Annotated in this window: 24 protein-coding genes and 1 riboswitch; of the genes, 8 read left to right on the top strand and 16 right to left on the bottom strand. The window is 37.5% G+C overall.

The window, feature by feature from the left end; all coding sequences use genetic code 11:
• Nucleotides 1-7 precede the first annotated feature (7 nt).
• From AC07UM_RS22175 to AC07UM_RS22155, 5 genes are all read left to right on the top strand, one after another.
• The gene (locus AC07UM_RS22175; RefSeq protein ID WP_103232231.1) at nt 8-637 is read left to right on the top strand and encodes a 7-carboxy-7-deazaguanine synthase QueE; all 630 of its coding nucleotides are present in this window, start codon (nt 8-10) and stop codon (nt 635-637) included.
• 85 nt (nt 638-722) lie between these two features.
• Complete coding sequence (locus AC07UM_RS22170; protein WP_494684899.1) at nt 723-2,051, top strand: exopolysaccharide biosynthesis polyprenyl glycosylphosphotransferase; 1,329 nt, start codon at nt 723-725, stop codon at nt 2,049-2,051.
• 103 nt (nt 2,052-2,154) lie between these two features.
• Complete coding sequence (locus AC07UM_RS22165) at nt 2,155-2,907, top strand: MlaE family ABC transporter permease (RefSeq protein ID WP_124535865.1); 753 nt, start codon at nt 2,155-2,157, stop codon at nt 2,905-2,907.
• Nucleotides 2,907-3,722 carry an ABC transporter ATP-binding protein gene (locus AC07UM_RS22160; RefSeq protein ID WP_494684900.1) on the top strand — a complete coding sequence of 272 codons (816 nt, stop codon included), beginning with the start codon at nt 2,907-2,909 and terminating at the stop codon, nt 3,720-3,722. Before AC07UM_RS22165 ends, AC07UM_RS22160 begins: the two co-directional genes overlap by 1 nt.
• Nucleotides 3,706-4,317, top strand: coding sequence for an outer membrane beta-barrel protein (locus tag AC07UM_RS22155; RefSeq protein ID WP_494684901.1), 612 nt, complete (start codon nt 3,706-3,708; stop codon nt 4,315-4,317). Before AC07UM_RS22160 ends, AC07UM_RS22155 begins: the two co-directional genes overlap by 17 nt.
• Before the next feature lie 36 nt (nt 4,318-4,353).
• Here AC07UM_RS22155 and AC07UM_RS22150 read toward each other — a convergent pair whose 3' ends face one another.
• Nucleotides 4,354-4,665 carry a hypothetical protein gene (locus AC07UM_RS22150; RefSeq protein WP_236852595.1) on the bottom strand — a complete coding sequence of 104 codons (312 nt, stop codon included), beginning with the start codon at nt 4,663-4,665 and terminating at the stop codon, nt 4,354-4,356.
• 86 nt (nt 4,666-4,751) lie between these two features.
• Nucleotides 4,752-5,558 (bottom strand): M48 family metallopeptidase, encoded by an 807-nt coding sequence (locus tag AC07UM_RS22145; RefSeq protein WP_494684902.1) that lies wholly within the window; start codon nt 5,556-5,558, stop codon nt 4,752-4,754.
• A gap of 105 nt (nt 5,559-5,663) precedes the next feature.
• On the opposite strand from AC07UM_RS22145, the gene AC07UM_RS22140 reads away from it, so the two are divergent.
• Nucleotides 5,664-6,212, top strand: a complete 549-nt coding sequence (locus AC07UM_RS22140) for a DUF4251 domain-containing protein (protein ID WP_494684903.1) — start codon at nt 5,664-5,666, stop codon at nt 6,210-6,212.
• Here AC07UM_RS22140 and meaB read toward each other — a convergent pair.
• Entirely contained in the window at nt 6,209-7,201 is a 993-nt protein-coding gene (gene meaB / locus AC07UM_RS22135) for a methylmalonyl Co-A mutase-associated GTPase MeaB (protein WP_494684904.1), read from the bottom strand. The two genes, AC07UM_RS22140 and meaB, sit on opposite strands and share 4 nt — an antisense overlap.
• 197 nt (nt 7,202-7,398) lie before the next feature.
• Here meaB and AC07UM_RS22130 point away from each other — a divergent pair, with 197 nt between their 5' ends.
• Nucleotides 7,399-7,692: a c-type cytochrome gene (locus AC07UM_RS22130; protein WP_103232222.1), complete on the top strand. Its 294-nt coding sequence runs from the start codon at nt 7,399-7,401 to the stop codon at nt 7,690-7,692.
• 20 nt (nt 7,693-7,712) lie between these two features.
• Nucleotides 7,713-8,000, top strand: coding sequence for a cytochrome C (locus AC07UM_RS22125; RefSeq protein WP_494684905.1), 288 nt, complete (start codon nt 7,713-7,715; stop codon nt 7,998-8,000).
• Between the two features lie 157 nt (nt 8,001-8,157).
• Here the strand turns inward: AC07UM_RS22125 and AC07UM_RS22120 are convergent, their stop codons facing one another.
• The 13 genes from AC07UM_RS22120 to AC07UM_RS22060 form a co-directional block, all read right to left on the bottom strand.
• Complete coding sequence (locus AC07UM_RS22120) at nt 8,158-8,664, bottom strand: tetratricopeptide repeat protein (protein ID WP_494684906.1); 507 nt, start codon at nt 8,662-8,664, stop codon at nt 8,158-8,160.
• Nucleotides 8,651-9,349: a peptide chain release factor H gene (gene prfH / locus AC07UM_RS22115; protein WP_494684907.1), complete on the bottom strand. Its 699-nt coding sequence runs from the start codon at nt 9,347-9,349 to the stop codon at nt 8,651-8,653. The genes AC07UM_RS22120 and prfH overlap by 14 nt, the downstream gene beginning before the upstream one ends.
• 3 nt (nt 9,350-9,352) lie before the next feature.
• Nucleotides 9,353-9,898, bottom strand: coding sequence for a hypothetical protein (locus AC07UM_RS22110; protein ID WP_494684908.1), 546 nt, complete (start codon nt 9,896-9,898; stop codon nt 9,353-9,355).
• 66 nt (nt 9,899-9,964) lie between these two features.
• Nucleotides 9,965-11,356, bottom strand: a complete 1,392-nt coding sequence (locus AC07UM_RS22105) for an RtcB family protein (protein WP_494684909.1) — start codon at nt 11,354-11,356, stop codon at nt 9,965-9,967.
• 27 nt (nt 11,357-11,383) lie between these two features.
• A complete protein-coding gene (locus tag AC07UM_RS22100) occupies nt 11,384-12,118 on the bottom strand; it encodes a hypothetical protein (RefSeq protein WP_494684910.1) in 735 nt (244 codons plus the stop codon).
• A 408-nt stretch (nt 12,119-12,526) separates the two neighbouring features.
• Entirely contained in the window at nt 12,527-13,510 is a 984-nt protein-coding gene (locus AC07UM_RS22095) for a M28 family peptidase (protein ID WP_494684911.1), read from the bottom strand.
• Between the two features lie 44 nt (nt 13,511-13,554).
• Nucleotides 13,555-15,675: a methylmalonyl-CoA mutase gene (gene scpA / locus AC07UM_RS22090; RefSeq protein WP_494684912.1), complete on the bottom strand. Its 2,121-nt coding sequence runs from the start codon at nt 15,673-15,675 to the stop codon at nt 13,555-13,557.
• A gap of 139 nt (nt 15,676-15,814) precedes the next feature.
• On the bottom strand, nt 15,815-17,917 hold the full coding sequence (locus tag AC07UM_RS22085) for a prolyl oligopeptidase family serine peptidase (protein ID WP_494684913.1): 2,103 nt from the start codon (nt 17,915-17,917) through the stop codon (nt 15,815-15,817).
• A gap of 94 nt (nt 17,918-18,011) precedes the next feature.
• On the bottom strand, nt 18,012-18,689 hold the full coding sequence (locus AC07UM_RS22080; RefSeq protein ID WP_494684914.1) for a hypothetical protein: 678 nt from the start codon (nt 18,687-18,689) through the stop codon (nt 18,012-18,014).
• Between the two features lie 77 nt (nt 18,690-18,766).
• Nucleotides 18,767-19,852, bottom strand: coding sequence for a peptide chain release factor 1 (prfA, locus tag AC07UM_RS22075; RefSeq protein ID WP_494684915.1), 1,086 nt, complete (start codon nt 19,850-19,852; stop codon nt 18,767-18,769).
• A gap of 159 nt (nt 19,853-20,011) precedes the next feature.
• Nucleotides 20,012-21,310 (bottom strand): APC family permease, encoded by a 1,299-nt coding sequence (locus AC07UM_RS22070; RefSeq protein ID WP_494684916.1) that lies wholly within the window; start codon nt 21,308-21,310, stop codon nt 20,012-20,014.
• A gap of 7 nt (nt 21,311-21,317) precedes the next feature.
• The gene (locus AC07UM_RS22065) at nt 21,318-23,741 is read right to left on the bottom strand and encodes a TonB-dependent receptor plug domain-containing protein (protein WP_494684917.1); all 2,424 of its coding nucleotides are present in this window, start codon (nt 23,739-23,741) and stop codon (nt 21,318-21,320) included.
• 95 nt (nt 23,742-23,836) lie between these two features.
• Nucleotides 23,837-23,943: riboswitch (SAM riboswitch) on the bottom strand.
• A gap of 75 nt (nt 23,944-24,018) precedes the next feature.
• Complete coding sequence (locus tag AC07UM_RS22060) at nt 24,019-26,856, bottom strand: alpha-amylase family glycosyl hydrolase (protein ID WP_494684918.1); 2,838 nt, start codon at nt 26,854-26,856, stop codon at nt 24,019-24,021.
• Nucleotides 26,857-26,984: the final 128 nt, after the last annotated feature.

The raw sequence follows: 26,984 nt of genomic DNA, 5'->3' as shown, positions 1-26,984 counted from the left end.
TTTTAAAATGAATAAAGAAGAAGATATTTTATTAAAAGAAGGTAAAATGCTCCCTGTAATGGAGCATTTTTACACTTTACAGGGAGAAGGAGCACATACTGGAAAAGCCTCTTATTTCATCAGACTTGGAGGCTGCGATGTCGGCTGTCACTGGTGTGATGTAAAAGAAAGCTGGGATCCGAAACTCCACCCTTTGATGAATGCAGTAGAAATTGCAGAAATGGCTGCCAAACACTGTAAAACAATTGTTTTAACGGGTGGCGAACCATTAATGTGGAATTTAGAAATATTAACCTCCAGACTAAAAGAACTGGGGTGCACAGTACATATCGAAACTTCAGGAGCTTATCCTATGAGCGGGCACCTTGACTGGATTACGCTTTCTCCAAAGAAAACAGGATTACCTAAAGAAGAGATCTACCAAAAGGCCAATGAGCTTAAAATGATCATTTTCAATCAGCATGACTTTACGTTCGCGCAGGAGCAGGCTTCAAAAGTTTCTGAAAACTGCAGGCTTTATCTTCAAAGCGAATGGAGCAAGAGAGATGACATGTATCCTAAGATCACAGACTTCATCCTGGAACATCCGGAATGGCAGGCTTCAGTTCAGACTCATAAATATCTGAATATCCCTTAAAAAAGCTTAAATTAGCTGGTCTTATAAGCTATAATACCGTTAGATGCAGAGAATTCGATACTCTAGATACTTGAAATCGATCATTATGTTGCTTGACCTCATGGTTATTGCATCTATTTTCATATTCTTTTTTATAAGCAGAAACGAAAGTTTAAAATACCATAAAGAAACCTGGTATCAAAATATCTTTTCTCTGATTCTGTTGTTTTTGTTCTGGGTACTTCTGAGTGGTAGAACAAAAATATACAACATTCCGAGAAACCTTACATATACCTTGTTTCTTGAACGCCTCTTAATCCATTTCCTCTTTTTTATACTTGGCGTTCTGCTTATAGGGAAGGTAAGTAATAATGCATTTTTCAATTCGGATATTTACTGGCTTTCATTTTATCTTTTTATTTTCATCTTCCTGGCAAAGTCATTAATCTATTTTGCGATCAAATATTTGCGATCTCTGGGAGCCAATTACAGAAATGTAATGTTTTTAGGAGACCATCAGTCTACAGATATCCTGAAGAATATCTTTATGGACCGTAAAGACTATGGATACAGGATATTTGAATATGAAAGTTCTGATATCAACATCAGTGAACTGGTTACTTTCTGGAAAAAGAACGGGATTCACACCTTATTTTTATCCATGGAAAACTCTTATGATGAAAAGATTGAGAATGAGATTTTCAAACTGGCGGAGGATAACAAGATTCATATTTCATTGATTCCGAGTATCACGCAAAGCGATTTTTTCCTGTATGATCTTGGATATATACAAACCCAGCCGGTCCTTAATCAGGCAAGGTATCCATTAGATTATTATTCCAATTTTCTGATGAAAAGAACTTTTGATATTTTCTTTTCTATCCTGATATTGATTTTGATCTGTTCCTGGGTATTTCCCATTATTGCTATCCTTATTAAGGCGACTTCCAAAGGTCCTGTCTTTTTCCTTCAGAAAAGATATGGTTTTCATGAAGAGGTTTTCAACTGTGTCAAATTCAGAACGATGATTGTGAACGATGAGTCCGCAACCAAAACAACCTCTGTAAATGATTCCAGAATTACCAAAGTAGGTAAATTTTTAAGAAAAACCAGCCTTGATGAGCTTCCACAGTTCATTAATGTATTGAAAGGTGAGATGTCTGTCGTCGGGCCAAGGCCGCATATGCTTTCTGTAGACAATTATTATAAACCTAAAATCGGAAGATACAGCTTAAGGAGTATGGTGAGTCCTGGAATTACGGGATTGGCACAGGTGAATGGATTGCGTGGTGATTTTGGAGACGTGGAAGTAGAAATGAAAAAAAGAGTTCTGGCTGATGCTTTCTATGTAAGAAACTGGAGCTTTGTACTCGATCTGGTCATTATTTTAAAAACCGTTTTATTGGTGATAGGAGGTGATAAAAATGCCAAATAAAGATCATAATAACGTAAATATTGAAATAATTTTAACACAAAACTAGGCTTTAGTCTTATTCTCGACTCTAGCCTAATTAAATAAAAAAGTCTAATTTAGCAGTATGTTAAAAAAGTTTTTCACAGCAGTAGGGGAATACATGATCCTCTTGGGAAAATCCCTGCAGAAACCTCAGAAAATGAGAGTTTTCTGGAAGCTGTTCATGAGAGAAATTAATGATTTGGGAGTGAATTCTTTCGGACTTGTCATCTTCACATCCATCTTCGTGGGAGCTGTAGTTGCTATTCAGATGTTCAATAACTTTGATGCTTCTTCATTTCCTATTCCGCCTTCATTTGTAGGATATGCTACAAAAGCGGTATTGGTTTTGGAATTCGCACCTACGATTATCAGTCTGATCTTAGCAGGAAAAGTAGGGTCATATATTGCATCCAGTATCGGAACAATGAGAGTGTCCGAACAGATAGATGCTTTGGATATTATGGGAGTAAATTCACCCAATTTTCTGATCCTTCCAAAAATTATCGCATGTATGATTTTTAACCCTCTTCTTATCGCTATCAGTATTGTATTCGGTATCGGAGGTGGTTATATTGCAGGGATATTAACAGGAAACTGGACAGAAAATGACTATATCGTTGGTATCCAAATGTATATGCCCAATTTATTTGTTTACTATGCATTTACCAAGACAACCGTTTTTGCTTTTATCATTGCTACTGTACCGTCTTATTTCGGATACAATGTAAAAGGAGGATCTTTGGAAGTAGGTAGAGCCAGTACACAGGCAGTGGTATGGACAATGGTATTCATTATCATTTCCGAATTAATTTTAACCCAATTAATATTAAGCTAATGATTGAGGTAAAAGATCTTAAGAAAAGTTTTGATGATGTTGAAGTACTGAAGGGAATTTCAACTTCATTTGATAAAGGAAAAGTAAACTTAATTATTGGGCAGAGTGGTTCCGGGAAAACAGTTTTTCTAAAAAGTCTGTTGAATGTGTATATGCCATCTTCAGGAGAAATCTTATTTGACGGCCGGAATGTAAATACCATGAATCGAGATGAAAAACAGCATCTTCGTGCAGAAATCGGAACGGTATTTCAGGGAAGTGCATTATTTGATTCCCTTACTGTGGAAGAGAATATTATGTTTCCTCTTGATATGTTTACCAACCTTAGCTACAGAGAAAAAAAGAAAAGGGTTTTTGAAGTAATAGGAAGAGTACATCTTGATAAAGCCGACAGAAAATACCCTTCTGAGATCTCAGGAGGAATGCAGAAAAGGGTTGCCATTGCCAGAGCCATTGTCAACAATCCTAAATATTTATTCTGTGATGAACCCAATTCCGGACTTGACCCATATACTTCTAAGGTAATTGATGATCTTCTTTACGAAATTACAAAAGAATATAATACTACTACCATCATCAATACCCACGACATGAACTCTGTAATGACGATTGGCGAGAAAATTGTATACCTACGATTGGGAATCAAAGAATGGGAAGGAAATAAAGATATCCTGATTACTGCAGGCAATAAAAATCTGATTGATTTCGTTTATTCTTCAGAACTATTTAAAGAGCTGAGAGACTATTTACTTGAGAATAATAAAACGATTGAAACTACAAATACAAAAATAGACGATAATGAAAAAGGCACTTAGTATAGCGTTATTAGGATTTTCAATGTGGGCTTCTGCACAGATTTCTCTGGCAGGTAAGGCTAACTTAATTTTTCCTACAGGATCACCTTCATGGTCCAATATTAAAGGAACAGTGAATGATGCCATTGACGGAACAGGTAAAAATAATGTAGGTTTCAATGTGGGACTTTCATTAAAAGTGGGGCTTCCTACTTCACTGTTTGTGATGCCGGAAATCTACTATACTCATTTCAAAAACGAGTTTACTACACAGAACACTACTTTTGATGTTAAAAGCAACCGTATAGATGTACCCGTTCTTTTGGGATACAATCTTTTAGGAAATATGTTGGGCGTTTTCGTTGGACCTGTTGGAAGTTTTAACTTAAACAAAGACAATACCTACAACGATTTTAAAGAAAATGCTAAAAATGATTTTACAGTAGGATACCAGTTTGGTGCTCAGCTTGAAATCAAAAAGTTTCTTGTCAATGCAAGATATGAAGGCGCTTTCAGTAAAGATGAAAGAAACTTTATCAACAGGGTTTCCGGTTCGGAAATCAGATATGACAACAGACCTAACTTGTTTATGGTAGGTTTAGGATATAAATTCTAATCAAGTATCGAAAATAACAACTTTTAAACCCTCAAATTAAATTTGAGGGTTTTTATTTTGATCTTCAAGTTCAGCCTGGCGCTTTGCAATTTCTGCAGCCTGCTTTTCCAGATCTTCTTTGTCTTTCTGCAGCTGCTTGAATTCTTTTTTCTTCTGTTCCGCTTTGATAGCGCTTCCCTTACTCAAATATCCTACCATTCCTCCAATGATAAGTCCTATCCCAACTCCTGCCATCACTCCCATGATGTGAGAGATTTTTATTTGTTCTACAGCAAAATCAGTCGTTAGATAGAAAAGCAATGCAGAAACAGCCAAAAGTATAAGTCCGGTAATTGATAAACTCTTCATAATATTGTGTTTAGGTGGTTGTATAAAAAAGCCTTACCAAATTTACTAAAAATTTAATAAGGCCTTACTCAAGATTAAAATTCTAATTATATTTTTCCTCCCGCAGCCTTATAGTATTCTAATGCTTTCGGAAGATCTTTGTTGATATCTGAAATTCTTGTTTCCGGATTTGGGTGGGTAGATAAGAACTCAGGTTGTCTTGATCCTGTAGATGATGCTTCCATTCTGTTCCAGAAAGGAATTGCTGCTCTCGGATCATATCCTGCCATAGACATCAGGTAAAGCCCCATTTCATCAGCTTCAGATTCCTGACCTCTTCCGTATTTCAATAAAGCAACCTGTGATCCGATAGGATATACCTTCTGGAAAACACTTGCCCATTGTGAATTGGAGATCGTTCCTCCCAGGATAGCCCCTCCGTACTGAGCAACCATTGCCTGAGAAATTCGTTCGTTTCCATGTCCTGCCAATGCGTGAGAAACCTCATGCCCCAATACTACGGCAAGACCATTATCGTCTTTGGTAACCGGTAATATTCCGGTGTATACAGCGACTTTACCACCAGGCATACACCAGGCATTCAGCTCGCTGCTCTGCAAAAGATTGAATTCCCAGCTGTAATTAGCAAGATCTGCTGATCTTCCTATACTCTGATAATATCTTTCTGCTGCGCTCTTGATTCTACTTCCTACATTTACCACTCTCTTTGCATCTGCTGTACCGGTAATCACTTTACCTTTAGACAATGTCGTTCTGTATTCCTGTGAAGACATTGTTAAAATTTCCGAATTGTTGGCCAGCTGTAAAGAAGACCTTCCTGTAATTGGGTTTGTAGTACAGGCAGCAGCCAACAGAGCAACAGCTCCCATTCCAAATAGATGTGTAACTTTCATAGTTTGAGTGTTAATAATTCAACCTTTACAATTTTTATTCCAAAATATTTAAGAAAGAATATATTTGCATACATTTTGCTATTTAAATGTAATAATTATTTCATTATGAAAAAGTATATTTCTTTACTGAGTATTTTTGGATTTCTGTTCTTTTTTCAAAGTTGTGCATCACAGGGTTCATTAGATCCGAAAATCGTGAACACCTTGGTAGATTCTCAGGAGTTCACCTTCCATGCAGAAAGAGCAAATCCTACGAATTATGATGTTATCAATGTCATGAATTCCATGCCAAATGCCACTGCAACAAGATTGCTTAATCTGAATGGAGATTATACAATTGATGTAACTAAAAATACACTGGACGTAGTATTACCTTATTTCGGAAGGGTATTCAACCCAAGCTATGGAAATACAGGTGACAACAGCTACAGATTCACTTCAAAAGATTTTACTGTCAATAAAATTCAGAATAAAAAAGGAACCTGGACATTAAAGTTCAAGCCTAAGGATGTAAAAACCGTAGATGAAGTCAATATTGAGATCTTTAAAAACGGTAAAGCTTTCGTTTCTGTGAGAAGTAATGACAGACAACCTATTAGTTATGACGGATATGTTTCTAAAACTGAGGTAAAACAGGAAAAAGAGAAACCTTAATCCCTGTTTTCGTTAGATAAAAATTTCTCTACAAATAATTTTGCTTCAGTACTTGGATTGGAAACCATGGCTGAAGCATTTTTTTTGTGCATGTGGTAAGCTTCTTCCACGGCATTGCTCTTTTTCATCAGGGATAAAATATATTCCTGAACCCAATATTCAAATCGCTTTTCGGCCTGCTGAACACGAATTTCATCAAAACGTCCTGTTTTCTTTTTCAGATCAATAAATTCAAAGATTTTATCATAGACATCCTGCAATCCTTCATTATACAAAGCAGAACCTAATAAAACAGGGATTTTCCATCCCTTTTCTTTGGGAGGAATAAAATCCAGTGCTCTTTTTAATTCCAATCTTGTATTTTTTGCTTTCTGAAGATTGTCTTTTTCTACTTTATTGATGAAAATAAGGTCTACCATTTCCATGATCCCGCGTTTTATTCCCTGCAGCTCGTCTCCACCTCCAATGATTTTAAGGAATAGAAAGACATCAGTAATATCTGCTACAAGGACTTCTGATTGCCCCACTCCTACTGTTTCAATCAAAATATAGTCATATCCCGCAGCTTCACAGATCATCATCGTTTCGAATGTAGTATTGGCTACACCGCCCAGAAAACCTGAGCTTGGGGAAGGACGTATGAATGCATTTTCTTCTTTGGCCAGTTCTTCCATCCTGGTTTTATCACCTAAAATACTTCCTTTGTTGATTGCAGAACTCGGATCGATAGCTAAAACCGCAACTTTTTTGCCCTGAGCTATAACCAACCGCCCGAAGTTTTCTATAAAGGTGGATTTTCCGGCTCCGGGAACTCCCGTTACCCCTACCCTCAAGGAGTTTCCGGTAAAGGGCATGATCTTCTTTAAAAGTTCTTCTGCTTGTTGTCTGTGCTCTGCTTTTTTACTTTCAACCAATGTAATAGCTTTTGCAATCAGGCGTTTGTTTCCTGACTGTATTCCTTCTATTAGCTCTTCTGTAGAAAATTTCATTGATTCAAAATTAATAATTAAAATGCGAATGGTCAATAGCCGGCTCATAATGATAAGCAAAAGATTTACATTGACTTTATTTATAATTATCAATTTCTCATCAGTTCAAATTTTATTTCTTCTAAATTAAAACTACAATACCCTGTATCAACGGCTTAAGGAATTTATTACATTTGTTATATATCAAAAAAAGAAACATGAAAAAACTCATCGCTGCGGCTTCGTTTACTGCTATATTGCTGGTTTCCTGTACGCCAAAAGCTACTACATCTGCTGCTACTGCAGGAACTTCCACATCTACTGCAGAACAGATTGCTCAAGGGAAAACTATTTTTGAAAACTCTTGTGGAAGATGCCATAAACTCCCTGATCCTGCTTCGCACAATCCTGTGCAATGGGTAGGTATTATGAATTCTATGGCTCCAAAGGCAAAACTAACGGATGAACAGCACCAGTGGGTTTATGATTATATTGTTTCTGTGAAGAAGTAATCATCAAATAAAAATAGGGTATGAAAAAATTCATTTTGAGCGGTATCGCAGCATCAGCATTTCTGGTATCCTGCGGACCAAAAAGTGTGGCTGTAACAGGGCCAAAGTATACCTCATCCGAGCAATTGACACAAGGAAAGACCATTTTTGAAAACTCCTGTACAAAATGTCATAAGCTTCCAGAACCTACCAAGCATGACGACAAGGGATGGATCAACACGTTAAGCAGAATGGCTCCCAAGGCTAAACTCACTGATGATCAACATCAAATGGTGTATGATTATCTAATCTCTGTGAATAAGAAATAAGGCTGTCACAAAGTCAAATAATTTGCTTTTGTCATTCTGACGGAGGAAGAATCTTATTGATACCCAAATATATGAGATTCTTCACTCCATTTTATTTCGTTCAGAATGACACTTTTGAGATAGCCTCATTTCTTTTAAGAATAATCAAAAAAAAAGATTATTCTGCCTTTTTTATGGTTCTTGTTCTGGTAACCTTTCCTTTGACAAACTTTTCTCTGTCTTCAATGACTTCAAGCGCAGTGCGGTTGTAGGCAAACTTTTTAGCTTCTTTAAGGGTTGCCAAAGCTTGTTTGTACTCAAAGTTTCTTTCCTTCAAAAGAGACAGGCAATTCAGAATTTCAGACTTATCGATTCCTTTTATCTTTAAAGCAAATTCAATTAATTTTTCTGCTTCTTTATAATCTTCATTATTCAAAAGACATTCGATATAATACTTGGGAGTATTGATATTTCCGATATTGCTCTGCATGGCCTCATCAAAGTATCTCTTTGCAGTTTCGTAATCTTTCAATTCCTCCGAATATACTCTTCCCATCAGACAAAGACTATCCGCATCTTCAGGTTCATAAGACAGGGCATAGTTCAGCGCATCCATACATTCGGAAAGATTGAATGGAAAATAATCCAATGCTTCAAAATAATATTTACTTTTAGTTAAGGTCATTTTTGTAGTTTTTAAGGTCATTTTTCAAGGCATTCCTTTGTTTTTTGAATGTCTTGTCTTCGTAATTCTTTTTAAAATCTGTTCCTGAAAATGTACGAACCGGATTTCCGCGTTCTATCTGCATTTGAAGAGACCAGGTTTCTTTCAGCTTTCTTTCCAGTTGCTGAATATAAACCGCCATTACTTTTTCTTTTAATCTGATAGCGGATAATTTTTTATTTTCCAGCTGCGAACGGGAATCCTGCACAAAAACAGTTTCTCTGGTAGGAATATGGGTGGCACGCACTGCAGTATTCACCTTGTTTACATTTTGTCCTCCACTTCCCTGGCTTCTGGCGGTTTGAAAACGAATATCTTTTTCATTGAAATCAATCATTTTTAGATTTTCAAGTTCAAAAATGCCAATAAACCAGTTGCTTCTTTTATGCAGTTTCCTGAATGTACTTTTTCCTATCCAACAAACGCTTCCTAACCAGCTTTTTAAAAACAGAGTTACTCCTTCGCCTTTTAGAAGTACAGTCACCGATTTCAGTGTCAGGTTTTCATCACCGTTCTCACGATGAATGATTTCATATTCTATTGTATTTTGTTTTGCCTCTTCAAGAAAGGTCTTCAGAACCTTGGCTGCTACCCATTGGCATTCTAAAGGACCTCTTCCTGAAGTGATCTGTATTAATTTTTCCATTTTTTATGTTGGCATTTTGCTTAATAAAGGATGTCCTACCGGATCTATTCCCTTTTGTAATAAATTTTTTGCAGCCATCACTGCCCAGCATTTGTCGCTGGAATGAATATTCCTGTAAAATGAAAGTAAAACATCAGGCTTCACAACGGTAAAACCATTGGCTTCAATTGTTTCAAGATCATCCCTTTCAAAGAAGTCTATCGTCATTCTATGGAATTTATCATTGTCCAATTCTATCGTTTTTTCATACCTGCGAAAGTTTTCTTCACTCGGCAGATGATCATATCGGGTCCAAACTTTCTGAAACCCTTCCTGCTGAAGAATGATTACGACTTCTGCTACATTCTCTTTCTTTACAAAAACATCAATATCCTTGTGGTCATGAGCGTGTTTGTATTCCGTATGTCCTGTTTCTGACATAAAATGCCACGCCCAGCCTCCTGATATAATGATTTTATCTTTTAATCTATTTAAAATTTCGAGTCCCAACCGGATTCTGAATTCCGGCCAGACTTCACCATATCGTTTTATGTTATGTGGTGCTCCCATTTTTTGTTTTTTAATATTTTGTTAAACCTTATAGGTTTTAGAAACCTATAAGGTTAGTATGGCAGATTATCTGTCCATTCTCACAATTCTTGGCTGGAATGTTCCCAGAATATCTACCAGTTCACTCTGCGCATTCATCACTTCATTGATATTTTTGTAAGCCATTGGTGCTTCTTCTGCATTTCCGCCTATAAGCGTCACATTTTTCAATTTCAGTTCTTTTTTGATATCATGCTGGGTGAATAGGCTTCTGCATTCTCCTCTGGAGTGTACTCTTCCTGCACCATGCGATGCTGACTTCAGAGACTCTGGATTTCCTTTTCCACGAACAATAAACCCTTTTGCAGTCATGGATCCGGGAATCATTCCCAATTCATTTTCATGGGCAGGTGTTGCTCCTTTTCGGTGAACAATCACTTCCTTTCCGTTATGAATTTCTTTCCAGGCAAAGTTGTGATGGTTTTCAATTCTGGCTTTTACTCTTCCACCGACTGCTTTTACCAGTCTTCTGTGAATATCATCGTGACAGGCTGAAGCATAATCTCCTGCAAGATTCATTGCTGTCCAGTATTCCAGACCGAGATGGGTACTAAGGTCCAGCCAGGCGAAGTTTTGAGCTTCCTTGGGTAGCGGACACTGCTCTGTTGCCACTCTTGAGTAATACTGCGCAATTTCTGCTCCCAGCCCTCTAGACCCGCTATGAGAAAGTATTCCCAGATATTTTCCTTTTGGCAGACCAATCTGTTTGTCTTCTTCGGTGATTTCTACTTCTCCGAACTCCACAAAGTGATTTCCTCCGCCTGAGGAGCCCATCTGCTTAATTGCTTTTCCTTTTAATCTTCTTAAAATCGGGATCATATCGAATGTATCTCTATCAAAAATCTCGTGATCTATGTGAGATTTATGCGTTTCATACATCCCGAATTTGGTATGTTCGGCAAGCGCTTTTTCATATTTATCCCTTGCTCCTTCAAGATATGAAACCGGTGTATCCAAAATACTGAGGCTCATTCTACAGCCAATATCCATTCCTACTCCATAAGGGATTACTGCATTTTCCACCGCCAGAACTCCGCCGATTGGAAGCCCGTACCCACTGTGAGCATCAGGCATTAATGCTCCCTGAGTAGAAACAGGCAGCTTCAAAGCGGTATACAGCTGATTTTTAGCCTCTTCTGAAATGTTATTTCCAAAAATCTGAAATGCAGCACGCTGTGAATTCAGCATTCTTTTTTCTGTTTTTTTGGATGAAAGCAGGGTTTCTGCGATCTGTCCGAAGGTGAGATCTTTTTCAAAGTTCTCCGGATTCAGCAGGATTTCCTTTAAAAGAGATTTTACATGGTGAATATTTTTCGTTGCAAAATTTCTTTTCATGACTTCCAATGCTACGTTTACGCTTTGGTTATTTGGATAGCCCAATTTTAATATATCTTTTCCTTTTAGTTTTAAATTTCCCATTGTTTTTGTTTTAAATAACAGTTGGACCTATAAGTCCTGTAAGTTTTCTGCAATCTCTGTTGCAGACATTTTGTAGTGAAAGTATTTTGTACTTCCCGTTTTATCAGATTTGTATTTCATCTTCCATGGATTGGGTTTTCCATGCATTGTTTTATGAATAATTCCTGACACTTTATGTTGTCCCAGATAGGATTCAAGCTCTGCATATTCTTTTTCTAGTTCAAAGTCCACAGGCTTGTAGTGGGTAATCATATTGGGTCTTATTCTCAGGATAAACCTCCATGGCTCGATGAATTCGTAGTAAGTATCGTATCTCTTTCTTACAGGCCAATATTCTTCAAGTTTCAAAAAATACTGTCTTTCCCTTGGTGTAAGCCCTAACTTCGGATCATTCCAAGAGTAAGAAGAAATTCTGCTAAGCTTTTGCTCTCTTTCTACATATATTCTTCGTCCGAATTTTCTTTTCTTTTTGAGAAACTGCCTGCTTTCAGAATACATGTAAGTATTGATTTTCTTCAGAATTCCGTCAAAAAAATCTCCGTCTTTAGTTCTCATGACATCTTCCCTTACCACAAAGAATCTTACAAAGCCTCTCTGATAGGGTTTATCTAAAGGAATCAATGGAATGTTTCTTCTTATATTCCAAAGCTCTTTACTACGTTTATACTTTTTTCTGATCTGTTTTTCTACATCTTTTCTACTTGTTCTTTTTCTGCTTCTTACGCTTCTCAAGCGGGAAGACAGAAGATTATCATTTTCCATTGTTAAGAGAAGTTAGATGTGAGATATTAGAAGTTAGCTTATCTTACCTCACACAACTTTTAATCAACTAAAATGTTAGTTGAATGGATTAATAATAGACGCCAACGGTTTTGAGGACATACCTCATCCTATTTTTGTCCTTATGTGACACTAAAAAAGATTTCGGGGAAACTTGAAGTTTGAAATATTGCGCAATAAAAAACCCGAAATCTCTACGACTTCGGGTTTTGATATTGTATTGTACTATTATTCTAAGAATGTACCAAACCGCGAAGCCTTACCACCATAAGTGGCAATCCAACTGTAGAATTCTGTTTTGTTCTGAACATTGCTTCGTCGTTTTTTATTGGTTAAACTTGATTTTCAGGTGCAAATATATAAATTTTTCTGATAATCAAAATATTTTTTTCACTTAAGGTGAATAACACTGAGAAAAATGGCATCAATAACTTTTGTCATCCGCTTCACATCCAGCGTCTGCAGCGTATCGGTGGTTTCGTGATAATTTTTATTCCTGAAAAAAGAGGTATCGGTGATCATTAGAGCAGAATACCCAAATTTCCAATAATTAAGATGATCCGAATAATCGGTTCCTGATATGAATTTTGGTGCTGTAAATGTTTCTGTTTTTATTTGATGGGCTTCTTTAAAATTTCCGCTGAAGTTACGAACAAATTTACCGGCTCCGAATTTTTTGACCAGCGTAATAAAATCTCCTTTATCTCCATATACCCATGAAAGAATACCTAGAGGAAAGCCCTGAGAACCTTTTTCATCCCGGAAATAACCAATCATTTCTACACTTGCCATTCCATATACATCAATATTCTTGTCTTTTAAGTATTTTGCATGGATGTAGCTTCCCATATTTTCGGTTCTGAAATAAGGTGGTTCCTCCAATGTATAAGCAACAAGATCTACTCTGTAGTTCAACTTCTGTCCTTTAAGCATTCTTCCCAGCTCCAAAAGGGCCGTAACTCCGGTTGCATTATCATCCGCACCCTGCTGATCTCCACAGACATCATAATGGGCTCCTATGATAATTCGCTTCTTATTCTCTGTTCCAAAGGAGGAGATCACGTTTTTATATATTTTCCCATCAACTTTATATTCCTGGAAAGAAGTGCTGTCACTGTAAGCAGTAAAATTCTGATGAATATAATCTGCCACTGCGTTCAGCTGGTCTATATTTTTATGATTCCGGAACTGCGGCGTTTGGGTAAGTGCTGTTAAATGTTTCTTTACCCAACCCGTGTCTGCGTGTATTGGAGAGCTTTGTACTGATGTATTTTTCTTTCCGGAAGCCATCAGAAAAATACCTGCAATAACAAATAAGCCGACAAGAAAAAGCAGTTTTTTCTTTGTCGGCTTTACTATATTTTTCAGACTCATAGGATATGCTTTTAATCTCTATGTTGAAATTAAAGCTTTTCTGTTTATTTTTCTAAAAATCTTTCTAAAATTTCTACGGCACATTTCGGAAGGTTGGTTCCAGGACCGAAAATAAAGTCAGCACCATTAGCATATAGGAATTCATAATCTTGCTGTGGAATTACTCCTCCTACAACAATGGTAATATCATCCGCTCCCAGTTTGGCCAATTCTTCCACTACCTGCGGAACCAGTGTTTTGTGCCCTGCAGCCAATGAAGATACTCCTAAAATGTGAATATCATTTTCTACAGCCTGCTTAGCTACTTCTTCAGGGGTCTGGAACAGTGGAGCTACATCCACATCAAATCCCATATCGGCAAATGCTGTTGCTACTACTTTTGCTCCTCTATCGTGACCATCCTGTCCCATTTTAGCGACCATTAGTCTTGGGCGGCGTCCTTCTTCTTCTTCAAATTTCTGAGTCAGATGAAGGGCTTTTTCAAAAAATTCGTTTTTACCGGCATTCATTGCGTATACACCAGAAATTGTTCTAATATTTGCTTTGTATCTTCCAAAGGTTTCTTCCATGGCATCACTCATCTCACCAAGAGTAACTCTTCTTCTCGCGGCTTCGATACATAGTGCCAGAAGGTTTCCTTTTCCTGTTTTTGCACTTTCACGGATTTCATTCAGGATCTGCTCAACAGCATCAGCATTTCTTTCTGCTTTTATCGTTTTCAGTCTTTCGATCTGCTTTCTGCGGACTTCTGTATTATCAATATCCAAGATCTCTATTGCATCCTGTTTCAATGAAGATTTGAATGAGTTCACACCAATAATAAATTCTTCTCCACTGTCGATCTTAGCCTGTTTTTTAGCAGCAGCTTCTTCAATTCTCATTTTAGGAATTCCTGCTTCAATAGCTTTCGTCATTCCTCCTTCCTGCTCTACCTCGTTGATATACCTCATCGCTTCTTCAATCATTTGCTGAGTAAGGCTTTCTACCAGGCTACTTCCTCCCATTGGATCTACAACATCACATATTCCGCTTTCCTGCTGAAGAATGATCTGTGTATTTCTTGCAATTTTTGCTGAATAATCTGTAGGAAGGGCAATGGCTTCATCCAGTGCATTGGTATGAAGAGACTGTGTGCCTCCTAATGCTGAAGATAAAGCTTCAATAGCTGTTCTTGTAATATTATTGAAAGGTTCCTGCTCTGTCAATGACCATCCGGAGGTCTGAGAATGGGTTCTTAATGCCAGAGATTTTGGATTCTGAGGATTAAACTGCTTTAAAAGGGTTGCCCAAATGTACCTTGCAGCACGCATTTTAGCAATTTCCATAAAATGATTCATTCCAATTGCCCAAAAGAAGGATAATCTCGGAGCAAAATCATCTACTTTCATTCCAGCTTTGATTCCTGTTCTTACATATTCCAAACCATCTGCTAATGTGTAAGCCATTTCCAGTACTGGCGTAGCACCAGCTTCCTGCATATGGTATCCTGAAATAGAAATAGAGTTGAATTTTGGAATGTTCTGCGAAGTATATTCAAAAATATCTGCAATGATCTTCATCGAAGGTGCAGGTGGATAGATGTAGGTATTTCTTACCATGAATTCTTTCAGAATATCATTTTGGATTGTTCCTGAAAGCTGATCTTGTTTCACTCCCTGCTCCTCTGCTGCAACGATGTAGAAAGACAAAATAGGAAGTACCGCACCATTCATCGTCATCGATACGGAAATCTGATCCAATGGAATTTCATTGAAAAGAATTTTCATATCTTCAATCGAGTCAATGGCAACTCCTGCTTTTCCTACATCCCCCACCACTCTTGTATGATCTGAATCATATCCTCTGTGAGTCGCCAGGTCGAACGCTACAGAAAGTCCTTTCTGACCGGCAGCAAGATTTCTTCTGTAAAAAGCATTGGATTCTTCAGCAGTAGAGAATCCGGCATACTGACGGATTGTCCATGGTTTCTGAACATACATGGTGGAATACGGTCCTCTCAGATAAGGTTCAATTCCTGGTGAAGTCTGCGTTAATGATTCATCTTTTACATCTTTTTTCTCATAAGATGATTTAAGTTCAAGCCCATCTTTTTCAAAATTGTAAATCTCTCTTTCCTGAGGTGATACACTAAAATCAGGTTTTTTCACAGAAATTGTCTTTCGCATTCCAATTATTTTTGTCTGCGTAAAGTTAATTTTTTTGAGCGAAACATGAAACTTCTGTTAACGTTCTGTTTCTCCCTATTTTAGCAAAAGAAAAAGGCCGGGCAAATGCCCGGCCTTTCTTATTGGTATATGATGTAATTTATTTCTTTATTCCCATCTCATACAAAGCAAATGATATAAGATCTGCATTCTCGCTAATCACCTGATCTGTTGCTCTTCCGGCACCATGACCGGCATTCTTTTCAATTCTCAAAAGAATAGGATTTTTACATGTCTGTTTTTCCTGAAGTTCTGCTCCAAATTTGAATGAGTGTGCCGGAACTACTCTGTCATCATGATCACTGGTGATAATCATTGTTGATGGATAACAAGTTCCTGCTTTTACATTGTGTACAGGAGAATATGATTTCAGATATTCAAACATTTCTTTACTGTCTTCTGCAGTTCCGTAGTCATAAGACCATCCTGCTCCGGCCGTAAATTTATTATATCTCAACATATCCAAAACTCCTACTCCCGGAAATGCTACTCTTGCCAGATCCGGACGCATTGTCATGGTTGCTCCTACCAGCAATCCTCCGTTGGATCTTCCTGAAAGTGCCATATATTCTTTTGAAGTATAGCCTTTGCTCTGAAGATATTCTCCGGCAGCAATAAAGTCTTCAAAAACATTTTTCTTCTGCTGTTTTGTTCCTGCATCGTGCCATTTCTTTCCGTATTCACCTCCACCACGAATGTTTGGAACGGCATAGATACCGCCATTTTCCATCCAGATAGCATTCACTACAGAGAATGATGGCTGCAGGCTAATATTGAAACCTCCGTAAGAGTATAGAATAGTAGGATTTTTACCATCAAGCTTAGTTCCTTTCTTATAATTGATCATCATAGGAACTTTTGTACCATCTTTGGAAGTATAGAATACCTGTTCTGAAACATACTCATCCGGATTAAACTTCACTTTCGGTTTTTGATATACTTCAGATTTACCTGAGTCTACATTGAATTTATAGGTAGTTCCCGGTGTAATATAGTTACTGAAAGAAAAGTAAACATCTTTCTCCTTTTCTTTTCCTCCGAATCCTGAAATATTTCCTTTACCAGGAAGTGTAATTTCTCTAACCAGTTTTCCAGCTTTATCAAACTGTTTTACCTGATCTATGGCATCAATCATATAGGTGGCAAAGAAATATCCTCCACCGGAAGAAATTCCCAATACATTTTCAGTCTGTGGAATTACGTCCTTCCATGTTGCTGGAGCAGGATTACTGATTGTTGTTTTTACAAGACGCATATTGGGTGCATCTTTATCTGTAAAAATGAAAAGATCATCACCTTCTGTGTCTACAATGTTTGCATTGACATCAAATCCGCTTACAATCTGTACAAAGTCTCCGCCTTTTTTAAGGTCTTTTATATATAATTCATTACCATTTGTAGCATTAGCAGCAGAAATAATAAGGTATCTCTGATCTTCAGAAACTCCGGCACCCAGATATCTTCGTGGTGTTTTATCTCCTCCGAAGATCAACTTATCTTCAGACTGTTTGGTTCCCAGTTTATGAAAATAGACTTTATGTTTATCTGTCATCCCGGAAAGTACCGTCCCTTCTTTCGGCTTATCATAGCTTGAATAATAGAACCCTTCATCTCCCTGCCATGAAATTCCACTGAATTTCACATCCAGCAAAGTCTCATCAATCTGCTTTTTGGTAATTGCATCAATGATGATAATCTTGTTCCAGTCACTTCCTCCTTCAGAGATAGAATAAGCGGCAAGGTTTCCTTTTTTATTGAATGACAGGTTAGAAAGTGAAGTTGTTCCTTTTTCTGAGAATTTATTAGGATCTAAAAATACTTCTGTGGCATTCGTCTTGTTGTTTGTTCTGTACAAAACAGACTGTGCCTGCAAACCATCATTTTTATAATAATAGGTATAATCTCCTTCTTTGAAAGGTGCTGAAATTTTTTCATAGTTCCAGATGTCCTTCAGCTGGCTTTTAATTTTATCTCTGAACGGAATTTTTGAAAGATAGTTTTGACTGTAAGTAACTTCTTCATCCACCCATTTTTTAGTCGCTTCGGAATCATTTTCAAGGTCTCTGAAAGGGTCAGCAACTGCGCTTCCAAAATAAGTATCGGTCTGGCTTCCTTTTAATGCTTTAGGATAATTCATTTTCTGAGAATAAAAAGATGCTGAAAATAATACTCCAGCAGTTAACAATATAGGTTTAAAATTCATACTGATCGGTTTTTCTCAAAAATACGTAAAGTATATGAAATAAAAAAAGTCCCAATACATTGAGACTTGTGTGTTTTACTATCGTATTTTTGTACTATTCACTGGCACCGAAGCTTTCAAAATAGAAATCGGTAAGGTTGGTAACAATCTCATCAGGACTTCCGTTCCAATAGTATATTTTATCACCTTCTTTAAGCTCGTATAGATTAAAGTTTTGATCTGTGGTTACTGTTTTATCAGCATTTTTAAAATCCTGAACTGCCTGAGTCAGATATTTTTTCAGATCCTCCACTTTTATTTTTTTCAGATCACCTTTTGGTCCGGAAGTTAGTTTTGATGGAACCAGGAAACTTACAGAATAGGTTATTTCTGCAATTTTTTGCCCTTCAACATATTCATTAGGAACTACTTTTACATCTTTAATGGTAAGTTTTCCTTTTTTAAAGTTATCAAACATGGCTCTGAAATAGTCTTCAGCTTCTTTTTTACATGCTGAACCTGTAGCTTTAGGAAAAGCAGACAAAAAATTCTCTACACTGCCGTTCATCACTTCTTGTGAAGTTTCTTTGAAGTTTACCTGATAAGCATCCTGCCCTTCTACTGTAGGCTTTAAATAATCATTAAGCTTTTTCAAAGTTTCTTCATCATTATTCACGAAAGTACCAAAGAACAGTTCAAAGGCTTCTTTAGGTTTCTTTACTTCAGTCTGTGCGAAAAGTTGCTGTCCCATCATGGTAAGCATCAGCAGCAAAATAATTTTGTAGGTTTTCATAGTATATTTTATGTTTTGTTATTTGGAAAGACAAAGCCCCTGAAGAATCAGAGGCTTTATTTGTATGTGTTCTAATCTTAGTAATTTTCTTCTTCTCCTTTCATTTTCTCTGCATTTTCTGCCATGATGACCGCATCAATCATTTCAGAAATATCTCCGTTCATGTAGGCATCAAGGTTATACATAGACTTATTGATTCTGTGGTCAGTAACTCTACCTTGTGGGTAATTGTACGTTTTAATTTTTGCAGAACGGTCTCCTGTAGATACCATAGATTTACGTTGTGCTGCAATATCTCCCTGCACCTTCTGTAATTCTATATCGTATAATTTTGTTCTTAGCATTTCCATTGCCAATTCACGGTTAGCCAACTGAGAACGAGCCTGTTGACAGACCACTACGAGCCCTGAAGGTTTGTGGGTAAGCTGAACTTTAGTTTCAACCTTGTTTACGTTCTGACCTCCGGCACCTCCTGAACGAGAAGTCTGCATTTCAATATCGGCAGGATTCAATTCAAAATCTACTTCTTCAGCTTCCGGAAGAACAGCGATTGTAATTGCGGATGTATGAACTCTCCCCTGAGATTCTGTTTCAGGGACACGTTGTACACGGTGAACTCCTGATTCAAATTTCATGATTCCGTAAACGCCTTCTCCTTCCACTTTCATAATCAGTTCCTTGTAGCCTTTTGCCGCTTCGTTGGAATCTGTAACTTCATGTCTCCATCCTTTTGTTTTGAAATACATGGTATACATTCTGTAGATATCTTCTACAAAAATAGCCGCCTCATCACCACCTGTCCCTGCACGTAATTCTACGATGATGTTTTTATCATCTGCAGGATCTTTAGGAATAAGCAATACTTTCAGCTCTTCTTCCAATCCGGGAATTTTAGCCTGAGCTTCCAATTTTTCTTCTTTAGCAAGATCTACCAGATCTCTGTCTGATCCATCAGCAATGATTTCATCAGATTCTTCAATGCTGTCAAGGGCACCTTTGTACTGATCGTAAACTCTTACAATTTTTCCCAAATCACTATATTCTTTGTTCAAAGAAGAATATTTTTTTTGGTCTGAAATGATATCAGGCTGTATAATAAGGTCTGCAACCTCATTATATCTTTGTTTTATAGCTTCTAATTTTGGAATTAATGATTTAGACATTGTAGAAATTTTGTGGGTGCAAAGATAAGAATTATTAATTCAAAATTAAAATTCCGAATCAGCATAAATTTTTGAGCATTAGGGATAAAGGGAGTAAAATGGCAAAAACACCCAATTACAAATTTGTTTATCCCACTTTATACGGGATTAAAACCGCCTCTAAGATCCTTTGGACAGCCTTCTGTCCACCAGATATAAAATAATTCCAACTGCGATAATTCCCAGTCCTATCAGGCTTTCTTTAGGATTATGAATAAATGTAAAGTAGAGAATATAAATACTGAACAGGAGAAAAACAGCAGGAAAAATATGGAAAGCGTTAGACTTAAAAATTTTTCTATCTTTTTTCTTCAGAAAGAATACGGTAGAAATAGCCAGACTTGCAAAAAGCTGTAAAATAAAAGCCGTGTACACGAAGATTTCTTTAAAACTTCCTGTCAGAATAATAATGGCCGCAATCACTGCATGCGCAAAAATAGCCCTTACGGGAATTCCTTTTTCATTGCCTGCGGATAATGGTTTCCAAATAGAGGTGTGTTTTGCAAAAGCCTGCGTTAATCTCGATCCTACCCATAAGTATCCGCTAATTGTAGCAACCAGTTGTAAAGCGATAAAAATATTGACAATTTTTCCAAAGGCAGGTCCCAGCATATTGACAGCTGCTTCTCCCATTACATCTTCTTTTCCTGCCAGTTGACTTACAGAAGCATGTTTCAGCATAATATAATTCACCAAAATATAGCTTACTGTCACGAAAACAGTTCCTATAATGAGTGATTTGGGAAGATTCCTCTGCACATCTTTTATTTCCCCGGCGATATAAGATGCCGAATTCCAACCCGTATAGGAATAGGTAACAAAAACAAGAGAGGTGGCAAAAGCCGGAAGCATGATCTCATTTTTCCAGTTGTCACTGAAGTTCAGACTATTTCCAATCTGTGGTGAATCTGAAAGCCCAACTCCAAGAATAACCAACACAATAATGAAGGTTATTTTGATGAAAGTAAAAAAGTTATGAAATCTGCTAGACGTTTTCAGGCTAAATGACAACGCAATCGCAACCAGAAAAATAGCTGCAATCGCAAAACCATTTCCAAAAGAATAATCAAATACGGAAAGGTATTTTGACATTGCCAATGCTGCAAGGGCCACAGGAGAAGAAAATCCAATAATCAGAGAAACCCAGCTTATCAGATATCCAAACAGTGGATGATAGGTTTCTTTTAGATAGATAAAATCGCCTCCGTTTCCTTTAAAGTGTGAGCCTAATTCAGCATAGCAAAAGGCTCCAAACAAAGCGAGAATTCCTCCAATACCCCACAGCAGGAAAATACTGTAGGTATTGGTAATATCGGATAACTGAAATCCCAGGGTGGTAAAAATTCCTGTTCCGATCATATTGGAAACGACGATGGCTGCAGCTGTTTTCCAGCCAATCTGATGCGAGGTAGTACTCATTTAATGATTAAAAATTAAAATTAAGCCTTCCGAAGAAATAATTCCCCAGCGTTCCCATCTGAACCGGTGCATATTTGAATACTCCATAGTATGAATTTTCATAAATCTGGCGATCCGGGAAGACATCAAAAATATTATTGGCTCCAACGGTAAAGTTGATACTTTTTGTGATATCATACCCAACGCTGATGTCGGTCACTACTTTTGGAGAGAACTCCTGAACTCCGCCAAAAGGATAACCATCTCTTATTACTTTGCCAAAATAGGTATTTCTTACGAGAAAATTGAACTTCCCGATTCCATAATTTAATCCTAATGATGCTTTTGTTTTGGGTGATAATGTTTCAATGATATTGATCTGATCCGGACCAAAGAATTCATTCTGAGGGGTTCCTAAGTTTTCCGGAAAATGGAAATCTGTAATTTTCGTTTCTGTATAGTTTCCGGCAAGATTAATATTTAAATTTCCTTTACCAAGTAGCCAGTCATAGGAAACAACCACATCTACTCCTTTCGTTTCTGTATCAACAGCATTGGCAAAGAATCTTCCGCTTTCCACCTTAAACTGGGCCAGCCTTGGATCTGTAATATTGCTGGTGATTACAATTCTGTCCTTCACTTTGATCCAATATCCATCTACGGCAATAGATAATTTATTCAAAGGGTGAAGGGTAAATCCTGCACTTGCGTTGACAGAAGTTTCCTGTTTGAGTTTATCAAATCCTAAAATTCTGGCAGCATCGCTATCATTCCTGAAGATCCCTTTGGTGACAATTCCCGATCCTGAAGTCGAAATATCGGCATAAGAATTATTAAAATACTGCTGCTGAAGTGAGGGCGCTCTGAATCCTGTTCCGACTGCTGCTCTTACTGCATAATTTTTCACAAATTCATATCGTACAGCGAGTTTTCCATTCAATGTATTTCCAAAATCTGAGTAGTTTTCAAATCTTGCAGCGGCATCAATATTCAGTTTTTTATCTAAATCATAGGAAACATCTGCGTATACTGCGGTCGAATGCCTGTCCTTCGTCAATGCATTGTTGGGAGAAAACCCAATGAAAGACTGTGATCCTCCTGCACCAAGTACCGTAGAACCTTCAGCAGCCACATTTCCATTGATGTCATATTGGGTGTAAGAAGCCTCATCTCCGGCCTTGATCTGGTATTGTTCAAATCTGAATTCTCCTCCGAATGCGATATTGAAACGATTTATATTTTTAGAAACATCAAGATTAACGGTATTTTGAAGGAAACTATGGGCTCCTGCATAAAAACGGGTTGGCGATTTTGCCCCAAGGGAAGCATTATTCGTATTGTTTACATTATAATTGAACGTATTGCTTCCGAAGGTATTACTCAGGTCGAATAGCCAGTTATTGACATTATATTTTGCGCCTACAGCATAAGACACATCATAGACCTGAGATCCAAGACTTGCCTGAAACCCGTTTGGGTAAATAGATGAAACGACATTAGATGTTTCGCTCGGAAGTCTTCTGAAACCAAAACCTTTTCCTTCTTTGATACTAAAACCTCCGAAAGAATACAGTTTAAAATTATCATTAAAAGGGTATTCTGCGTTGAAAAACAGCTGTCCCTGTCTAATCTGGGCATCTCCGATCTGAAAATTGAAATCATCACGCGTCAATCCTCGTTCTTTAATCTTTGCATCATCTGCAGCTCTTGCCGCTTCAGGATCATTTGCAAACGCATATGCAAAATTATCTCCGAAAATATCTAAATCATGATTTTGAGTTCTTGTTGTTTTTCCTCTATGGCTTAATTGTAGTGAAAGATTAATATAGCCGTCTTTCTTTCCTAATGAAGTTCCGTAATTGGCTCCGGCCTGATAAGTATCGCCATCATTTCTTCCGCTTACTCCATAAGTAAGACTTGCAGAGGCTCCGGCATTTTTCTTAAGAATAATATTGATCACTCCTGCGATAGCATCAGAGCCATATTGTGCCGCTGCTCCGTCTCTTAAGACTTCTATTCTATCAATTGCAATGATGGGAATTGTGCCAAGATCTGTTCCTACAGAGCCATTTCCTACGGTATTCTGATAGTTGACTAACGATGTAGAATGTCTTCTTTTTCCGTTTAATAATACCAAAATCTGATCTGGTCCCATTCCTCTTAAGGATACGGGATCAATATGTTCTGTACCGTCAGAAGCAGATTGTCTCACTGCGTTGAATGATGGGATCACATAGTTCAGGAGATCCTGAGCGGTCATTTGTGGAGAGCTTCTCTGGATCTTGTCAATATTGATAACATCTACAGGAACCGGTGTCTCAAGTTTTGTTCTTTTGACATTTCGGTTTCCGACAATGATAATGTCTTCGATTTGTTTTCCTTTCTCCTCATTCTCCTGAGCAGCTACCAAAATTACACTCAGCAAAAATACTGCTGTACTTAATTTTTTCATTTTTCGTTCTTGCCAATTAATAATAACATTCCTGCGAACCTTTTCGCAGATAAACAAGACTTCAAGAAATGGAATTCATATAAGAATATTGACTTCACTTATCTCCCCTTTCGGGTTGGAATTAGCACCTTTGCACTTTTTTGAATTGTACAGGTTGCTAAGGTTTCTTTGGGCCAAATCCCTCCACCTTTCTTGATAAATCTACCACAAAAGTAGACTATTTTTTTCAATATACAAAAAAGGCAAATCAGCTCTTCTGCCAATCTGCCTTTTTGTTTTACTTAACAATCATCTTTTGAATTGCGATTCCTGTTTCCGATTTTAACTGAACCAGATAAGTTCCTGGCGGATAATTGATTTTGGTTTCATAAGTCCCGTTTTCTTTATCAAGTCTGAATGAATCCAGCTTTTTACCGGTCATGTCAAAAAATAAAATCTCTCCGTTTTTTGCTTTGTTAAAAATTAATTTTGCGATCCCGTTTTGTATTGGATTATTAGCAATCTGAAGGGATAATTTATTAGCTGCGTGAGTATCCTTTGTTGACAAAGCTCCTGCATAATTTCCGAAAACCCTGTATTCTCCAGGCTGTAAAGTTATCGGAGCTGTTGTTGAAGCTATATTGGAAACACTGTCATCCATCAGATTCTGCCATTGACCTGTGTAAGGAAAGTAAGGAACAACATTTTGTGCAGAAGTAGTATAATTAGCCAATACCACCACATTCTTTATTCCGGTAGTAATGGTTGTATCATAGAGATAAATCCTGGTGATCAGTCCATCAGGATCATTCGTAAGATTATTGGATTCTATGCTGTATGTTTTAGATTTGAAAATCTGATGGGTATTTCTGATGTTGATTATTTTAGCCCATGTATCATACACTGCTTTTCTGTTTACATCCGTATCATATCCCAGAGTAAATGCAACTGGTTTCTCATCTGTTCTGCATCCGCTGTTGATCGTACCATCCGCACATCTGTTGATACTGAATTCGTATCCTAATTCTCCAAACTGCCAGATCATTTTCGGACCGGGAATAGTGAAGAATGTAGCTCCGAAGGTTTTCATTCTTTCAAGAGCCGTATTCAGATTTTTAACACTATAACCTCCATTCACTGCACCATATTCAAGGTTTTTAAACATGAGTCTTTCCTCATCATGACTTTCCCCATATCCCACTGCACTCATATTGGTAAAGCCATGAAGACTGTGATTCATACGGTCATAATTGCTGTTTTCCTTATATCCCATGGTATTTTGATTATAGGGATCGGTTTGTTTATTCCAAAGCATAACACCTTTTCCTTCTGCTATTCTGTAGTTGGCCCATTGCTGTTCTTCTGCATCTGTTCCCAGGTGTTCGAAAATCATATAAGAATTGGGATCAATAGCCCACTGCCTGTCTGCATAATGTTTCATAATGTCAACTCTGTCTTGTTGATAAGCATTGGTACAGGCTTCATCATTTTCAGAGCAGCTTTGGGTGAATCCTTTCGTCAAATCCCAACGGAATCCATCGATGTGATATTCTGTCAACCATTGCTGAAGGCATCTTTCAACGTAATATTGAGTTGAAGAACTTGTATGATTAAAATCGTTAAACACATTATAAGAGTGTTTGGGAACCTGATTGAAATAAGGGTTATCCGGAGCAACATTTCCATAACCGTCTCCATCAGGGTCTATATTCCAAAGTCTTACCAAAGGTGAGCGTCCTGTTGCGTGATTAAAGGCGACATCTAAAATCACCGCAATTCCGTTTTGGTGGCACAGATCCACAAATTCTTTGAATTTTTCAGGAGTTCCATATGCTTTATCCAATGCATAATGGAAGGAAGTATTGTATCCCCAGGAAAGATTTCCATCAAATTCCATGATGGGAAGCAATTCTATAGCATTGATCTTTAAATTCTTCAAATAAGAAATCTTGTTGATCAGTGACTGCCAGTTTTTTTCCTGAGTAAAGTCTCTTAATAATAATTCATATACGATCAGATCTTCTTTCGCAGGTCTTTGAAAATTGGTTACCTGCCAGTTATAAGCGGTTTGCCCTGTTTTAAATGTAGAAACTTCAAAACCTTGTCCTGCAGGGAATACAGGTAGATTTGGATAGGTAGAAGCCGAAATCCATGGATCGTCATAAGAAGATAAAATCTGTGGTGAATAAGGGTCTGCTACTTTTCTTAAATCATTGGTTCTGTATTGAAAAGAATATAATTGCTGAGGGGTCAGTCCGCTGAGTTCAATCCAGTAAAGATCAGGATTTGTGGTATCCTTTTTCATCAAATAGGCATCATTCACAGCCCAGTTGTTAAAGCTGCCGATAACATGCACAAAGTTTTTACCGGGAGCATACAATGCAAGCCCTACTTTGGTCTGATCTGTAGGATGATAATTAATCCCCTGTCGGATCCAGCTTGGAACCGCCTGAGTCACTACATTTCTCGGAATCTGCAGAATAAATGCCGCATTTTTGGAATTGGATCCCTGAGTTGCTGTAAGCTCCATATTAGCGTCTTCTGAAACCGTATAAGTATAAGAATAAGCTTGTGAAAGAGCTGAAGTTGAGTTCACAACAACTCCATTGGCTTTTAACTGGAAAGTAGTATTAACATTGGTAGTGGCTGTAATATTGATTGAATTTCCTGCCGGGACCGAGGTAAGACTGTTCGCCAGTGGATTTGTAAGGGTTAAGCTTAAAGTACCCACGTTGACAAATATATCCGGTGAGGTCTGATGTGCCCCTGTTTTATCTTTTAATAAAAAACCAAATCGTCCGATTCCTGTTCTTCCGAAGAAAGAAGTCGGAGTAAAAGCCAGGGAATAGGTATCTGTGGCTGCATTATAATTCAGTTTATTCAGGTCATTGGAATCGCTCCAGCTGCCATTGGTAGGACAGTTCTGACTGTTCTGATAATTGGTATCAAAAGACCAAGACCAGATATAAACAGCATTGTTGGAAATACCCCATGCGGATTCATCAATCTGGTCCCCGGGAATTGTCAGCGTAACAGCATCGGTTTCGTTGAATGGATTGGGTGTAATGGTATAGTTGATCTGCCCGAAAACGACCACGGTAATCAACAGAAAAACAAAGGAATAAAATTTTTTCATTATCTTATTTTTTATCGAATATAATATTAATTTTTATTCATCATCATTATTTTTGATCTGATATTTCATTTTAATGGGAAAAACAAATAAGAAAAAGGCTCATGAAAATTTCATGAGCCTCCCAATAA

The organism is Chryseobacterium sp. GW821-FHT04C04 (assembly GCF_059420365.1).
The sequence above is the reverse complement of the archived record's forward strand: the minus strand, read 5'-3'. Positions and strand labels throughout refer to the sequence as shown.